Origin of the sequence: Ruegeria atlantica (assembly GCF_013032505.1) — a bacterium.
Taxonomy (GTDB): Bacteria; Pseudomonadota; Alphaproteobacteria; order Rhodobacterales; family Rhodobacteraceae; genus Ruegeria; species Ruegeria atlantica_F.
Window position 1 is genome coordinate 1 of record NZ_WQCG01000002.1, and the last position, 14,242, is coordinate 14,242.

Here is a 14,242-nt window from a genome sequence, read left to right on the forward strand (position 1 = left end):
AACATATTTACTGTAAAGCCTAACCGTTATCTATCGTTAAACACGCAATGAGGGACAAGTCATTCCTAAGCTCTTAGTAACCTACTCAAGAAATAGTCAACATTTTTCAAATGGGCGCGGTTCGAATTCTGGCAATTACGACTGACATCGTTGCGTAAATAGGCAGAGGGGATCTCTTCACCCGAACCCAGCCTGATAGCACAACGTGATGAGCTTGTTATTCCCAACGAAGTTCAAGACTACAAATTGACGGTCGCGCTACAATGCACATATCAGCAGACTTTTTTGATAGCGAAATTGGGTCCCGGGTTGTCTCGGTCAAAAGGCGTCTATAAGCAGATTGCACTGTTAAGTCATATTGTTCGAGATTCCTTGTGATGCTCATTGCCCCTGTTGTCCCCTGTGATTCTGGCGACAATCGTGCCCAAAACTCAGAACGCAACAGTACCATACATATATACCTTCCTGTCTTCTTCGGATGAAAACCATGAAAATTGCAGTTGCTGGCCTCGGTTACGTGGGGCTGTCCAATGCGGTGCTTTTGGCGCAGCATAACAATGTTACGGCGGTCGATATCTCTGAGACACGCGTTCAGATGGTCAACGACGGCCGATGCCCGATTGTGGATCCTGAACTGGAAGAGTTTCTTACCGCGCGCGAACTGAGCCTCAGCGCCACCACGAATGGCAGCGCAGCTTACGAAGATGCTGATTACGTTATCGTCGCGACCCCTACAAACTATGATCCGAAGACGAATTCATTTGATACCTCTAGTGTCGAAGCTGTTATTGCCGAAGTTCTACAAGTAAATCGCACCGCCACGATCGTTATCAAGTCCACTATCCCTGTGGGTTTTGTGCGCGACCTGCGTTCCCGGATGGAGACCGAACAGGTGATCTTTTCGCCCGAGTTTCTTCGCGAAGGACGCGCGCTATACGACAACCTGCACCCGTCACGAATTATCGTGGGCGAACGGTCTGAACGAGCGCGTGTATTTGCGGATTTGCTCCTTGAAGGGGCCTTGAAGAATGATGTCGAGATCCTGTTTACCAATTTGGATGAGGCTGAGGCGATCAAGCTTTTTGCCAATACTTATCTCGCGATGCGCGTAGCGTTCTTTAATGAGCTCGATAGTTACGCAATGGCTGGTGGTATGGATACTCGGCAGATCATCCAAGGCATCAGCCTCGATCCACGGATTGGTGGTCATTATAACAATCCTTCCTTCGGTTATGGCGGTTATTGCCTGCCAAAAGATACCAAGCAGCTGCTGGCCAACTACAACCACGTCCCACAAAACCTGATACGGGCAATCGTGGACGCGAACCGGACCCGCAAGGATTTCTTGTCCGACCAGATTCTGATGAAATGTCCCAAAGTGGTCGGCGTCTACCGTCTTGTGATGAAGGCGGGGTCAGACAATTACCGACAGTCTTCGATCCAGGGGATCATGAAGCGCTTGAAAGCCAAAGGCATTAAGGTAATCGTTTATGAACCGGTGCTGGAAGACGATGAGTTTTATCGGAGTCGAGTAGTCCGCGACCTTGATGCCTTTAAAGCCGAGGCGGATATGATCGTTACCAACCGGCTGACAGATGAAATCGCGGATGTGTCTGCTAAGGTTTTCACCCGAGATCTTTTTGGAGCGGACTGAACGTATGGCAGAAAGAAAGCAGACGTAAATGTGATTACAACTGACGATTGGCAGCATTAGTGCCAGTTATTGGGATAGGTCGTGGATTCCGATGGCATTTGGTTCTGTGATTTCTTGGCTCTACCGGCAGGTTTGGATCGCTGTTGGCCGCGTTGATGGAAAGAGGGTTGCGGAGCAATAGCTTCCACCGCTGTCAAAGCTCCCATCCACAGGATTAATTCTCTGACTTTTCCCATGGTGGGTTCGCCCCAATCTCGGCGACCAGGAAATCCATGAAAACCCGGACTTTGGGCGACAGCACATTTGATTTTGGGTAAATGAGCCACAACACATTCTCCTCAGCGGCTTCGTATTCGGGTAGAACATGCCTGAGCGCACCTGAGGCAAGCTCCTCCTGAATACTCCAAAGCGAGTTCATCGAGATGCCCGCGCCCGCAATTGTTGCCAGCTTTTGGCTGAGGCCGTCATCCATAATCAGTGGGCAGTTGGTTGCATCAGGGTCGAACGTCGCAGTGGCGCCATGTGCTGTCTTCAGCGTTCGCGCCCGGATTTGCCGAAACGCTATCAGTTTGTGTTTTGCCAGATCGTCCGGTGTTTTGAGTTCGCCATAAGTCTCCAAATAATCAGGAGCTGCGCAAAGTATGCGTTTGTCATTGGCAAGCTTGCGCCCCTTGAGGCTGGTGTCGATCAGCGGCGCGTTGCGCAACGCAAGATCGTAGCTGCCTTCGATCAAGTCAAACTGCGTGTCTGACAGACGCAAGTCCAATGTTACTCCGGGGTGTTGATCCTGAAACTTGGCGAGGATCGGGGCGATGTATAGCTGGGCAAATGTACTGGGTGCGGTAAAGCGAAGGGTGCCAGTGGCTTCGGCAGAACCTTGCCCCAACGCCGCCAGCGCAGCATCTTCCTGCGCCAGAATCTCACGTGCGTATGGAAGGAACTCGGCACCCTCAAGTGACAAGGACACTTTGCGCGTCGACCGATGAAGAAGTTCGACGCCCAGCTGATGTTCCAGTTTGGCAAGCCGCGCACTGGAAACAGCTGGAACCAGCCCCAGTTCGCGCCCCGCGGCCGAGATGTTTAACTTGTCTGCTGCAAGCACAAAAAGACGAAGGGTTTGGGTATTCATAGCTCTATTATATGCAAAAACCGAAAACTGAAACCGTTTTTTGCCGGTTTTTTCGGTTTCTGCAAGTGGTATTTCGGGTTCAACGATAGACACACCAAATGGAGCCAAACATGCCTGCCCGCTCAAACGTCCAGTTACAGATTATCGAAGCCTTCAATTTCCGGCACGCGACCAAGATCTTTGACCCGGATAAAAAGATCAGCGATTTTGATTTTGAAACCATTCTTGAGGCCGGGCGCTTGTCTCCAACCTCTTTTGGGCACGAGCCGTTCAAAGTTCTGGTCATACAGTCGCCCGAGATGCGCGAGCACTTTCGCGAGTTTTCCTGGGGCGCAAATGGGATGATGAACGGAAGCAAGGGCCAATTGGGCACCGCCAGCCATTTCGGTCTGATCCTTGCCAGTACGGCAGAAACCATGACCGCGGGATCGGACTATCTGCAGGATCACTATCGTTCGGTGAAGCAACTGCCTGACGATGTCATCGAATTGTTCAATGGCGCCTATGGTAAATTCCAATCGACAGACCACCGCGTCATGTCCGACCGAGAGATCTCGGATTGGTCCGGTAAGCAAGCCTACATCGTACTTGCCAACATGATGACAGCAGCGGCCCTGATGGGGATCGATTCCTGTCCAATTGAAGGGTTTGATATGGAGCTGACCACAACGGCCCTTTCCGAACATTTCGGCGTGGATACGACTAAATGGAAGCCAGCCGTCATGTTCGCCTTTGGGCATCGTGCAAGCGACCCTCAATTCCCAAAGACCCGCCGTCCGATGGCCGAAACAGTGAGCTGGTTCTAATACCCCTTTAACACGGTAAAGGCTGCCCGATCAGCACAAGCAAGGAGTGATCCGATGCAGAAAACTGGTATCGTGAATTATCATATCCACAAAGCACAGCGGCAAGCGTTTGAGCTGGATGCCGGCGGTATCGTTGGAAATCTGGTTTCGCCCGAACTGGCACCCACCAAAGTGTCGCTGACCGACATGCGTGGATCGGCGCAGCCTTTACGCTTCGCCGAGGACGGGTTCGAGTTTGTCGTTGCCCCAAGTTCCATTGGCGCGTTTACAAACAACCACTGGCAAAAGACATATGATCAGGAACTCACGCGGCTTTTAACAGATAAACTATCGGCCCGCGAGGTCGTGATCTTTGATCATACGGTCCGGGTGGATGACCCGGACGCCGCCCGCAAGCCGGCGCGAAATGTTCATAGTGACTATAGTGAGGATGGAGCCTGGCAACGTCTGATTGAATTGCTTGGCGATGAGAAGGCCGCGGAATGGGCGAAAGGCCACTATGCCTTTGTTAACGTCTGGCGTCCTGTTGAGCACGCAATCAACAGTGCACCTCTGGGATTTGTGCGCAGTTCAAGCATTGATCCGGACGACTGGATTTTACTCGACCTGATCTATCCGGACCGTCAGGGCCAGATTATGGGGCTTGTGGGTAACAAAAGACACGAATGGCTTTACCTGTCTAAGATGACGCCGGATGAGGTTGCCGTCTTCAACATCTATGACAATCAAGGACTACCGTCGGTCGCGCATAGCGCGCTTGATATGATCGAAGACCCGACGGTAACAACCCCGCGCAAAAGTATCGAGAGCCGTACATTGGTGCGGTATTGAGCGAGGATCCAGTATGTTCGACAAGACTCAGACTGCGGCATTTACCACGATCAACCACGGGTTCAACCAAGTGTTTCGCCCCAATCGGCTGAGCGTTGGGCTCGTTCTGCCTTTGGAAGCCTACGCGGTCGGCGCAGAACCGACCATGACAGGTCACATTGAAGCGGCTCAACTAGCCGAGCGTCAGGGTTTCTCAGCGCTTTGGCTGCGGGATGTGCCCTTCAACGTGCCAAGTTTTGGCGATCCGGGGCAGATCTTGGACCCTTTTGTCTATTTGGGTGCGCTGGCATCTGTGACGGATCGTATTGCACTTGGAACAGCAAGCATCGTTTTGCCCCTGCGCCATCCAGCACACGTTGCAAAAGCTGCTGCATCGACGGATGTGTTGTCGGGAGGGCGGCTGCTGTTGGGTGTGGCTTCCGGCGATCGGCCGGAAGAATATCCGGCCATGAACCAAACTTACTCGGATCGTGGGGAGCGGTTTCGCGACAGCGTCGACTATATCCGCGCGGTTGGCGCACCTTATCCCAATCATGCAAGCATGCAGGGCAATCTTTCCGGCGGAATTGACCTTTTGCCTAAACCTGCGGGTGCGCGCTTGCCGCTGCTAATTACAGGAGGCAGCCAGCAATCCCCCGACTGGGTGGCGCAGAACGGCGACGGTTGGATGACCTATCCAAGGGATATCGCATCACAAACGCGCGTCGTGGCAGAATACCGAGATAAACTGGCGCAGATGGGGCAACCGGACAAACCGGTCATGCAATCGCTCTATGTCGATTTGCTTGATGATCCTGACGCCCCCGCGCGACCGATACATCTGGGTTTCCGATCCGGTTCGAATTTCCTCCGCCGCTACCTTAGCGAGGTTGAAGCTTTGGGGATCAACCACGTAGCCCTGAACCTGAGATTTAACCAAAACCCCATCGACACGACGCTAAAACGTCTGGCCGATGATCTTCTGCCAGACTTTTCATAAAGGAATACCCACATGACCAAGACCATTCTTGTCACGGGCGCGACCGATGGTATCGGGCTGCTCACGGCCAAAAAACTTGCGGCTGACGGCCACAGGGTTCTTCTACATGGTCGGAACGCGTCAAAGCTGGAAGCTGCCCTTGAAGAGGTGGGCGGCGAAGCAGAGACATACGTTGCTGATCTCTCTGACTTGTCGGAAGTGGTTTCGCTTGCTGGTGCAATCCGGGAGAAACACGAAACTCTGGATATTTTGATCAACAACGCGGGCGTGCTGAAGGCTCCGAAACCGGTGCTGGGGAACGGGCTTGATATCCGCTTTGTCGTCAACACGTTTGCGCCGTACTTGCTGACTGAATTGCTGTTGCCGATGATGCCTAAATCCGGCCGTGTCGTGAACCTTTCGTCGGCGGCTCAAGCACCGGTGAACCTGCGTGCCATGCAGGGCAATACGCCCCTGTCTGATATGGATGCATATGCCCAAAGCAAGCTGGCTATTACCATATGGACGCGCGAATGGGCCAAGGCTTTGCCGGAAGGCCCAGCCATTATTGCTGTTAATCCAGGCTCGCTGCTTGCCTCAAAGATGGTCAAGGATGGCTTCGGTGTTGCAGGCAACGACCTCAACATCGGCGCGGACATCCTGATCGATGCAGCGTTGAGCGAACAGTTCTCAGGCGCGTCGGGACGTTATTACGACAATGACAGTGGTGCGTTCGCCGATCCGCACCCGTCAGCCCAGAATGCCGAGCACTCAATGGATGTGATGAACGCAATTCAAGCGATTACGCGCCGGCAAAGTTAACCCGCGCGCCATCGACGCGTTACCCCATTTGTTTCAACCCAACCCCTCGCATCTTTGCTGCCGAGGGCCAAGAAAGGACTGTCCGATGAAATACGAGAACTTCCAAACCTTCGATGTCCATGTGGAAAACGCAATCGCCACCGTGACTTTCAATTTCGGAACGGTAAACGTTCAGGGTCAGGAGATGTTGGCCGACCTCAACAGCCTTGCAATGCGGCTGGAACGGGACCGGGACACTAAAATTGTGGTTTTCCAGTCCGCAAATCCCGAAATCTGGGTTTGCCACTATGACACCGAGCTTCTCAAAGACATGTCGACCGAGGCTGTTTCACGTGAAGATGCCCAATTGCTGGACCTGCAATCCGTTTGCGAGCGCCTCAGCAAAGTTCCGCAGGCGACGATAGCAAAACTGGAAGGTTTTGCCCGTGGTGGCGGGCATGAACTGGCGCTTGCGCTGGACATGCGGTTTGCCGCGCGTGGGAAGTACAAGTTCATGCAAATGGAAGTTGGCATGGGCATCTTGCCATGTGGCGGCGGCGCGTCCCGGATGGCCCGCCAGACCGGTCTTGGTCGTGCGCTTGAAATTATCCTAAGTGCGCAGGACTATGATGCAGAAGATGCCGAACGCATGGGGACAATCAACAAAGCTTTGGAGCCCGATGAGATCGGTCCTTATGTCGATGCGCTGGCAAAACGCATCGCTCAATTCCCGGCTGAATCGATCAACGCGTGCAAGCAGATGGTTTATGAATCCATTGACAAACCCATTGCCGAAGCTCTGAAAGCCGAAGCCTATTGGCTCTATCAAGCGACGAGCAAGACGCCCGCGATCAAGCGTTTCACGATCGCCGACGAACAGGGTTTGGAGCATGACATCGAAAACCAACGCAATTGGGGTGAGCTTGTCATGAAAGTGCAGGAGATCACTGGCTAACTACTGATGGATCGTTTGACCGGCTGCTCCTTGTCTTGGGTGGCCGGTCATTGTGGCAGGGTTGGCGATTAGTCAGACTATCCGCTCCTTATTAATCATTGATCGCTGGCCAGTTGGCATTTAGAGCTTGCCGTCAGCCCGCAAGCACCCGATCGCGCGGCTTGCCATATTTGCGCACCGCTTGCCACCGAATGGAAAGATCGTTTCAAAACCACCCCGCACCTTTCGTTCCAGCGCTGAGCGGAGTCGGAGGCGCGCGCGGAAAAGGCGCGTTTTTACGGTGATCGGGTTGATCTGAAGCACACGAGCGATGGCCGTCACGCTCATACCTTCGGATTCACGTAAAAGAAACGGAAGACGCATATCGGGTGGCAGTTCGGAAACCGCCGTTTCCAATAGCCCGCGGAGTTGTACGCGGCCTAAGGCGGCATCGGGCAGTTCTGCATTCTGACCGGGAAAAGCAAGGACCCGCGACTGGTGGGGTTCCTCAACGGTATCGTACACTTCTTCTGAACGAACCCGCCTGCGTTGCATGCGCGAGGCGTTGATGACGATCCGGGTAACCCAGGTCGAAAAGCTCGCGCGTTCCTGAAAACTGTCCAATTTGCTGAAAGCTGACATATAAGCCTCTTGCAGTGCGTCTTCTGCCTCGGCGTCTGTATCAACGATTCCGCGGGCTACTCGGAACAGACGGGGGTTCAGGCGTCGGACAAGTTCGCGGACAGCAAATTCGCTTCCGTTCCGGGCGTCGTCCACTAGCTCTGCTTCGGATTTTTCCGTTTCAATTTTTGCTTCTGACTTGCGACTTGTCCCGATCGTCATGATCCGTCCTTCCGCTTGATGGTACCTTTCGCGATGATATCCTCTACCGATGGTAAGACTGCCAGAACCTGATTTGACACGTCAGTCCGATCTTTCGAGCTTCCTTCCCAACCCGCATCGGCCAGAGTTCCAACCACAATGCGGCCGACCATCGCCGCCATCTCGTGCGGTAAGCAATAGTAATCGTACACGCCGGGAACCGTCAGCGTGACCTCGAAAAACTCGTCTGGCAGCAAAAAGTCGCTATCCCAAGGTTCCGCCGCCGCTGGAATGCGGCGCATTCGGTCATAAAATTTGGGGTGGTAGGTGGTCACTGTATGGCTGTTTCCACTGTCCCAGTTGGTGAAACGGATGGTAGAGCCCGGAGTTACAGAAAGGCCGAAGGGATCAAACCAAACCACCTGGCCACGCGCGCTGCCGCGCATATCAATGTTGGTTAGGGTTTGCGCACCCGATGATCGCGAGACTGCGCACGAGGCAATTGTGCCACCTGCGAGCCAAAGTGCTTGACGTCTTGTACAGATCATTCGGCCAGCCGTTCTTTTGCTCCTTCATCGTGGAACAGAACAACATGAGCGTGGGGTTTCTCAACTCCGGGGTGGCCGGCATTGAAGTACACATCTGTCGAGCTGACGGTGTGCGATCCCAGATTGAGCCCGTTGAACGAAACCCCGTTCTGCAGATCGTCGAGCGGGGCCATATAGACCGTAGCTGACAACTGACCTTCGCGATCGTAGGCCAGAAACGGACCGGCGGGCAGGGTGGCGGGGTCTACAAACAGCGTGCCGAGGCCGGGGATAAATTCCGGCAGTGGCAGTACGTCGCTTACTTTCACATAAGGATCACCGGCGGGCGCGTTCATCAGAGCATTTTCGTCATGCGCATTGGCGAGCGTTGCAGAGACGAACAACAGTCCGATTGCAGACATAGAAAGCTTAGTCATGGGCTTGTCCTTTCCAAGGTTCACATCCGGCGCGTCAAAATTGGCACCTGTGTTATTGGATGCGTTGCGGGTGAAAAGGTTCCCAAGTTTCTTCAGTGTTTTTCTATTAGCCAACAGTGCTGTGGTCAGATGAAAAGGGAAACCTGGCGATCAGGAACGTGTTTGGGACACTCACGCCAAGGCTGGCTAAGCTACTGGGTGGCACTCCACCTCATACCCAAATCCGACAGACGCCTTTGCACCCGTCCAGGATAGTCAGACACGATTGAATCCACTCCCAGTTCAATCATCCTGCCGATCTCGGCGTTTTCATTGACGGTCCACACAGCGACGCACAGGCCCAGCTTTTTAGCAAGAGCCACGCTTTCCGCAGTCACATCCGCAAAGTACGGGCACCAAAGCGCGCCACCAGCTTCCTTGACCAAATTTGGAATTTCATCGTGACGGCCGCGAAAGTCCGGACAGACCGCTTTCGAAGAGTCCTCGCCTATATCGTCCGCATTATCTGGCAACTGAGTCAGGTAGGAAGATGGCATATCGGGAGCTTGCCGCTGGCATTCCTCCAACAAATTCCAATCAAAGCTGTGCAGGACTGCGCGTGACGACATGCTTGTCGTGTGTAGCTCTTGCAGCACGCACTTTACGAATTTCTGTCTATAGGATGCGTCGTGGGCCAAGTCCGGATCCGACTTCAGTTCGAGCATGAGACAGGCATCGGCGTATTTTGGGTCAGCGACCAGTTCCAGCAAGTTCACTAGCCTCGGAACCCGAACACCATCCATCTGAGCCTGATCCGGGAAGCGACGACCGTAGGCGGAATGCCCGTCCAATCGTCCGATGTCGAATTGTTGGATCTGGTCAACGGTCAGCGAGGAAACCTTTGGCTCTTCTCCCACCAAAAACCGTCCATTGGCGTCACGAAAAGTCGGAGCGTGCAGCCGGTGGTTATGGGTTATGACCGGCACGTCATCTGCCGTAAGGACAACATCAAACTCAAGGAGTGGAACGCCGATCGACAGTGAGAAGTCAAAGCCAATCATGCTGTTTTCAGGTAGAATGCCTCGGGCACCTCGATGCCCCACAACCCGGATCAGGTTGTCACCGCCACGAAAGGCCTCGACCTGTGGAAACGTCATCAGCCCTCCAGCCTTTCGCCGGTTGAGTGATCAAACAGGTGCATGTTCTCTGAGGCAACCGAAAACCGCATGTTCGGATGTCGGCCTTCGATCGGGTGGACTCCCGGAAGACTTATCGTGATCGCGCCGCCAGAGCCCATCAACCGGCCGTGCAAAAGTGTGTTTGCCCCCAATGGTTCTGCCATCTGAATCGCAGCTTCCAGCGGGCCATTTTCGTCTAACGAAAGATGTTCTGGTCTTACCCCTAACTTTATCTTGATATCAGGCCCCTCGGATGTGCCGATCTCAACATCCCCGATCTTGACCGTCCCGTTTTCGCGCCGGGCATCAAACACGTTCATCGCTGGGCTACCGATGAATTGCGCCGCGAACAGAGTTCTTGGTGTTTCGTATACTTCCAGTGGTGTCCCGATCTGCTCGGCGATACCGCCATTCATCACGATCATCCTGTCCGCCATCGTCATGGCTTCGACCTGGTCATGCGTAACATACAGAGAGGTGACTCCTAGCTTTTCCTGAAGTTCGCGGATTTCCAGGCGCATCTGAACCCGCAGTTTGGCGTCCAGGTTCGAAAGCGGCTCATCAAATAGGAAAACAGCCGGTTCGCGGACAATGGCACGTCCCATAGCGACCCTCTGACGCTGACCGCCTGATAGCTGTCTGGGCTTGCGGTCCAGCAAAGGTTCCAACTGCAACAGCTTTGCTGCCTCGGTCACTTTTTGATCGATCTGATTTTTGGGCAACCCGGCGATCTTCAGCCCGTAACCCATGTTCTGACGCACCGACATATGCGGATAAAGCGCATAGTTCTGGAACACCATGGCGATGTCGCGGTCCATCGGCTCTTTCTCGTTGGCCCGTTCTTCGCCAATTCGAACTTCACCGTCCGTCACGGTTTCAAGGCCCGCAACCATGCGCAGAAGTGTGGACTTTCCACATCCTGATGGGCCAACGATCACGATGAACTCGCCATCCGCAATATTTATGTCGATGCCGTGGATCACATCCGTCGGGCCGAAGCTCTTTTTGACATTCTCTAGGGTTACTGTTGCCATTTCCTACTTCTCGCTATCGACTAGGCCGCGGACAAAGAGCTTTTGCATCGACACCACCACGATGACTGGCGGGATCATCGCCAGAATTGAGGTGGCCATGATCGTTGGCCAATGTGCAAAATCATCGCCAGACGGGAACATCTGTTTGATTCCCATCACGATGGTGTTCATTTCTGGATCGGTGGTGATCAGCAGCGGCCACAGGTATTGGTTCCAGCCGTAGATAAACAGGATCACAAACAGCGCCGCGATATTGGTTCGACTCATGGGCACCACGATGTCGATGAAGAACCGCATCGGTCGCGCGCCATCCACGCGGGCAGCTTCGGCCAGTTCATCGGGGATCGTCAGGAAGAACTGACGGAACAGGAATGTTGCCGTTGCCGAGGCGATCAAAGGAAAGATTAATCCATAGTAGCTGTTGAGCATGCCAAACCCGGCCACAACCTCGAACGTTGGAACGATCCGCACTTCGACCGGCAGCATCAGGGTGAGGAAAATCAACCAAAAGAACGTCGTCCGGCCCGGAAACTTGAAATAGACGATTGCAAAAGCGGACAGCAGCGAGATGACAATTTTACCTATGGCAATGCCAATGGCCATCACCAGACTGTTGAACAACATCGTCGCGACGGGCACGTTTATGCCCGAGAATAGCGCTGCTTTGTAATTCACCCAGAACTGATCGCCCGGCACAACGGGCATAGGCGGCGAGACGATGTCTGCCTGGGTCACAGTCGAGGCCACAAAGGCCAGCCAGATCGGGAAGAAGATGATCAAAACGCCAAGGACCATGAACGCATGGGTCAGCCAGATGCCCGCGCCGCGCTTTTCGACCATTCCGTGTTGTTGGGCCGCCATCAGTAGTGCACCCTCTTTTCCACGTATTTGAATTGGATCACGGTCAGCAGGCCGACCACGATCAGCAGAATGACCGATTGTGCCGAGGATGAGCCAAGGTCCTGCCCGACAAACCCGTCTGAGAAGACCTTGTAGACAAGAATCGTCGTCGCCTGTTGCGGGCCGCCGCCGGTGATTGTGTGGATAACGCCGAAGGTTTCAAAGAAGGCGTAGACAACGTTGACTACCAGCAAGAAGAAGGCTGTCGGGGATAGCAGCGGCAATACGATCGTGAAGAACCGGCGCCAGAAATGGGCCCCGTCAATCGCCGCCGCTTCGATTACGGATCGGGGCACAGATTGCAGCGCTGCAAAGAAAAACAGGAAGTTATAACTGATGCGGCCCCAGGCCGAGGCGACGACAACCAGCCCCATAGCTTCGGTATCGTTCAAGACATGGTTCCAGTCATAGCCAAGTTGGCTAAGGTACCATGATACCACACCGACCCGTGTATTGAACATGAACAGCCACAGCACACCGGCCACGGCAGGGGCAACGGCATAAGGCCAGATCAGCAATGTTCGATAGACGCCCGACCCCTTGATCAACCGGTCCGCGATGACTGCCAAAAACAGCGCAGGGATCATCGAACAGAGTGTCACAAGCGTCGAAAACACGGCCGTTGTGACGAAAGACGCGCGGTAATATTTGTCGCTGAGCAGGAATTCAAAGTTTCCCAGCCCCACAAACTGAGATGACAGGCCGAACGGGTCAGGTATGAACAGGGACTGCCAAACCGCCTGACCAGCGGGATAAAAGAAGAAGACGGCGGAGATGATGACCTGAGGGGCGATCAACGCCAATGGCAACAGCCAGCCGCGAAAAGTGACGCGTTTTTCCATCCAGAAAATCCACCGAAGAAAGAAAATGCGGGCCCGGATGGGGCCCGCATGAAGTTACGCCTTATTGATTGGCGGATTCGAACCGGCGCAGCAACGCGTCACCGCGCTCTTTTGCGCTGTCCATCGCTTCCTGAGCGGTCTTTTCACCGGACCAGACGGCCTCGAGCTCTTCGTCGATGATGCCGCGGATTTGGTCAAAGGAACCCAGGCGCAGACCCTTCGAGTTCGCAGTCGGCTCTTTCGCGGTCATCTGAATAACTGCGATGTCAGTGCCGGGGTTTTCGTCATAGAAGCCCGCTGCACGGGTCACCTCACCAGCTTCGGCCGTGATCGGAAGATAACCCGTGTTCTGGTGCCAATTGGCCTGAACATCGGACGAGGACAGGAAGCTCAGGAATTCACCAACGCCTTTATATTCTTCGGGATCATGGCCTTCCATAACCCAAAGGGATGCACCACCGATAATGGTGTTTTGCGGCTCGCTGGTGACAGCTTCCCAATAGGGCAGGGGACGCACGTCGAAATCAAACTCGGCCTCTGCTTTGATGCCCGCGTATCCGGCAGAGCTTTCGGTGAACAAGGCGCATTCACCCGACCGGAAATTCGCGCCGCCCTCATTTCTGCGACCAGTGTAGATGAATTTGCCATCCTTGGCCCAGTCACCCATAGCGGTCAGGTGCGCCACTTGCGCCGGGCCGTTCAGCATCAGCTCGGTATCCAGACCGGCAAAGCCGTTATCCTGTGAGGCAAACGGGACGTCGTGATAGGCCGACATGTTTTCAAGGTGAATCCAGCTTTGCCATGCGGTGACCAGCGGACAGTCTTCTCCGCCAGCTTTCAGCTGCTCAAGCACGTCACCAACTTTTTCCCAAGTGGACAGGTCCGTGTCCGGATCAACGCCGGCCGCTTCGAACGCGTCGCGGTTGACCCACAGAACCGGTGTGGAAGAGTTGAAGGGCAACGAAAGCATGTCACCGTCAGTGGTCGTATAATACCCTTTGACAGAGCCAATATATGCGTCCGGATCAAATGACGCGCCACTTTCGGCCATCACTTCATAGACCGGCCTGATCGCGCCTTCGGCCGACATCATCGTAGCGGTGCCAACCTCAAAGACCATCAGGACGTGGGGTTGTTCACCGGCGCGGAAGGCGGCGATGCCCGCGTTCAGGGTTTCCGAGTAGTTGCCTTTGTGGCTTTCGACCACGACAAACTCATCTTGGCTGGCGTTGAATTCTTCAACCTGCGCTTTTACAAGTTCGCCCAGACGCCCAGTAAAGGCATGCCAGAACTGAACTTCGGTTTGCGCCATTGCCGCCACTGGGGACAATGCAGTTGTTACGGCGAGAGCGCCGAGAAAATTCTTTTTCATGATTCCTCCCATGCATCAGGTTCGATGCTTCGTTGAAT

15 protein-coding genes are annotated in these 14,242 nt (G+C 54.1%); 6 read left to right on the forward strand and 9 right to left on the reverse strand.

What is annotated here, in order from left to right; genetic code table 11:
* Positions 1-487 precede the first annotated feature (487 nt).
* Positions 488-1,654: a nucleotide sugar dehydrogenase gene (locus GOW92_RS07295; protein ID WP_170559401.1), complete on the forward strand. Its 1,167-nt coding sequence runs from the start codon at positions 488-490 to the stop codon at positions 1,652-1,654.
* 214 nt (positions 1,655-1,868) lie between these two features.
* Here the strand turns inward: GOW92_RS07295 and GOW92_RS07300 are convergent, their stop codons facing one another.
* The gene (locus tag GOW92_RS07300) at positions 1,869-2,783 is read right to left on the reverse strand and encodes a LysR family transcriptional regulator (RefSeq protein WP_170559403.1); all 915 of its coding nucleotides are present in this window, start codon (positions 2,781-2,783) and stop codon (positions 1,869-1,871) included.
* A gap of 110 nt (positions 2,784-2,893) precedes the next feature.
* On the opposite strand from GOW92_RS07300, the gene GOW92_RS07305 reads away from it, so the two are divergent.
* The 5 genes from GOW92_RS07305 (at position 2,894) to GOW92_RS07325 (ending at position 7,134) form a co-directional block, all read left to right on the forward strand.
* The gene (locus GOW92_RS07305) at positions 2,894-3,589 is read left to right on the forward strand and encodes an NAD(P)H-dependent oxidoreductase (RefSeq protein ID WP_170559405.1); all 696 of its coding nucleotides are present in this window, start codon (positions 2,894-2,896) and stop codon (positions 3,587-3,589) included.
* Positions 3,590-3,643: 54 nt separating this feature from the next.
* Entirely contained in the window at positions 3,644-4,420 is a 777-nt protein-coding gene (locus GOW92_RS07310) for a CmcJ/NvfI family oxidoreductase (RefSeq protein WP_170559407.1), read from the forward strand.
* Between the two features lie 13 nt (positions 4,421-4,433).
* Positions 4,434-5,399 (forward strand): LLM class oxidoreductase, encoded by a 966-nt coding sequence (locus GOW92_RS07315; RefSeq protein ID WP_170559408.1) that lies wholly within the window; start codon positions 4,434-4,436, stop codon positions 5,397-5,399.
* Positions 5,400-5,411: 12 nt separating this feature from the next.
* Positions 5,412-6,200, forward strand: coding sequence for an SDR family NAD(P)-dependent oxidoreductase (locus GOW92_RS07320; RefSeq protein WP_170559410.1), 789 nt, complete (start codon positions 5,412-5,414; stop codon positions 6,198-6,200).
* An 85-nt stretch (positions 6,201-6,285) separates the two neighbouring features.
* Positions 6,286-7,134, forward strand: coding sequence for an enoyl-CoA hydratase/isomerase family protein (locus tag GOW92_RS07325; protein ID WP_170559412.1), 849 nt, complete (start codon positions 6,286-6,288; stop codon positions 7,132-7,134).
* A 120-nt stretch (positions 7,135-7,254) separates the two neighbouring features.
* On the opposite strand, the gene GOW92_RS07330 is transcribed toward GOW92_RS07325, so the two are convergent.
* The 8 genes from GOW92_RS07330 to ugpB form a co-directional block, all read right to left on the reverse strand.
* The gene (locus tag GOW92_RS07330) at positions 7,255-7,956 is read right to left on the reverse strand and encodes an RNA polymerase sigma factor (RefSeq protein ID WP_170559414.1); all 702 of its coding nucleotides are present in this window, start codon (positions 7,954-7,956) and stop codon (positions 7,255-7,257) included.
* Positions 7,953-8,381, reverse strand: coding sequence for a cupredoxin domain-containing protein (locus tag GOW92_RS07335; RefSeq protein WP_254452949.1), 429 nt, complete (start codon positions 8,379-8,381; stop codon positions 7,953-7,955). Before GOW92_RS07335 ends, GOW92_RS07330 begins: the two co-directional genes overlap by 4 nt.
* Positions 8,382-8,479: 98 nt before the next feature.
* The gene (locus GOW92_RS07340) at positions 8,480-8,899 is read right to left on the reverse strand and encodes a hypothetical protein (RefSeq protein ID WP_217356524.1); all 420 of its coding nucleotides are present in this window, start codon (positions 8,897-8,899) and stop codon (positions 8,480-8,482) included.
* Positions 8,900-9,090: 191 nt separating this feature from the next.
* A complete protein-coding gene (locus tag GOW92_RS07345) occupies positions 9,091-10,035 on the reverse strand; it encodes a glycerophosphodiester phosphodiesterase family protein (RefSeq protein WP_254452950.1) in 945 nt (314 codons plus the stop codon).
* On the reverse strand, positions 10,035-11,090 hold the full coding sequence (gene ugpC, locus GOW92_RS07350) for a sn-glycerol-3-phosphate ABC transporter ATP-binding protein UgpC (RefSeq protein ID WP_170559417.1): 1,056 nt from the start codon (positions 11,088-11,090) through the stop codon (positions 10,035-10,037). Before ugpC ends, GOW92_RS07345 begins: the two co-directional genes overlap by 1 nt.
* 3 nt (positions 11,091-11,093) lie before the next feature.
* Positions 11,094-11,930 carry a sn-glycerol-3-phosphate ABC transporter permease UgpE gene (gene ugpE / locus GOW92_RS07355; RefSeq protein WP_170560746.1) on the reverse strand — a complete coding sequence of 279 codons (837 nt, stop codon included), beginning with the start codon at positions 11,928-11,930 and terminating at the stop codon, positions 11,094-11,096.
* A gap of 20 nt (positions 11,931-11,950) precedes the next feature.
* On the reverse strand, positions 11,951-12,832 hold the full coding sequence (ugpA, locus tag GOW92_RS07360) for a sn-glycerol-3-phosphate ABC transporter permease UgpA (protein ID WP_170415890.1): 882 nt from the start codon (positions 12,830-12,832) through the stop codon (positions 11,951-11,953).
* A gap of 61 nt (positions 12,833-12,893) precedes the next feature.
* Positions 12,894-14,204, reverse strand: coding sequence for a sn-glycerol-3-phosphate ABC transporter substrate-binding protein UgpB (ugpB, locus tag GOW92_RS07365; protein ID WP_170559419.1), 1,311 nt, complete (start codon positions 14,202-14,204; stop codon positions 12,894-12,896).
* Between the last annotated feature and the right edge of the window lie 38 nt (positions 14,205-14,242).

Bases quoted from the DNA above. Each gene is read 5' to 3' on its own strand.
- GOW92_RS07295 (WP_170559401.1), top strand. From the start codon at position 488: ATGAAAATTGCAGTTGCTGGCCTCGGTTACGTGGGGCTGTCCAATGCG.
- GOW92_RS07300 (WP_170559403.1), bottom strand. From the start codon at position 2,783: ATGAATACCCAAACCCTTCGTCTTTTTGTGCTTGCAGCAGACAAGTTA.
- GOW92_RS07305 (WP_170559405.1), top strand. From the start codon at position 2,894: ATGCCTGCCCGCTCAAACGTCCAGTTACAGATTATCGAAGCCTTCAAT.
- GOW92_RS07310 (WP_170559407.1), top strand. From the start codon at position 3,644: ATGCAGAAAACTGGTATCGTGAATTATCATATCCACAAAGCACAGCGG.
- GOW92_RS07315 (WP_170559408.1), top strand. From the start codon at position 4,434: ATGTTCGACAAGACTCAGACTGCGGCATTTACCACGATCAACCACGGG.
- GOW92_RS07320 (WP_170559410.1), top strand. From the start codon at position 5,412: ATGACCAAGACCATTCTTGTCACGGGCGCGACCGATGGTATCGGGCTG.
- GOW92_RS07325 (WP_170559412.1), top strand. From the start codon at position 6,286: ATGAAATACGAGAACTTCCAAACCTTCGATGTCCATGTGGAAAACGCA.
- GOW92_RS07330 (WP_170559414.1), bottom strand. From the start codon at position 7,956: ATGACGATCGGGACAAGTCGCAAGTCAGAAGCAAAAATTGAAACGGAA.
- GOW92_RS07335 (WP_254452949.1), bottom strand. From the start codon at position 8,381: ATGCGCGGCAGCGCGCGTGGCCAGGTGGTTTGGTTTGATCCCTTCGGC.
- GOW92_RS07340 (WP_217356524.1), bottom strand. From the start codon at position 8,899: ATGACTAAGCTTTCTATGTCTGCAATCGGACTGTTGTTCGTCTCTGCA.
- GOW92_RS07345 (WP_254452950.1), bottom strand. From the start codon at position 10,035: ATGACGTTTCCACAGGTCGAGGCCTTTCGTGGCGGTGACAACCTGATC.
- ugpC (WP_170559417.1), bottom strand. From the start codon at position 11,090: ATGGCAACAGTAACCCTAGAGAATGTCAAAAAGAGCTTCGGCCCGACG.
- ugpE (WP_170560746.1), bottom strand. From the start codon at position 11,930: ATGGTCGAAAAGCGCGGCGCGGGCATCTGGCTGACCCATGCGTTCATG.
- ugpA (WP_170415890.1), bottom strand. From the start codon at position 12,832: ATGGAAAAACGCGTCACTTTTCGCGGCTGGCTGTTGCCATTGGCGTTG.
- ugpB (WP_170559419.1), bottom strand. From the start codon at position 14,204: ATGAAAAAGAATTTTCTCGGCGCTCTCGCCGTAACAACTGCATTGTCC.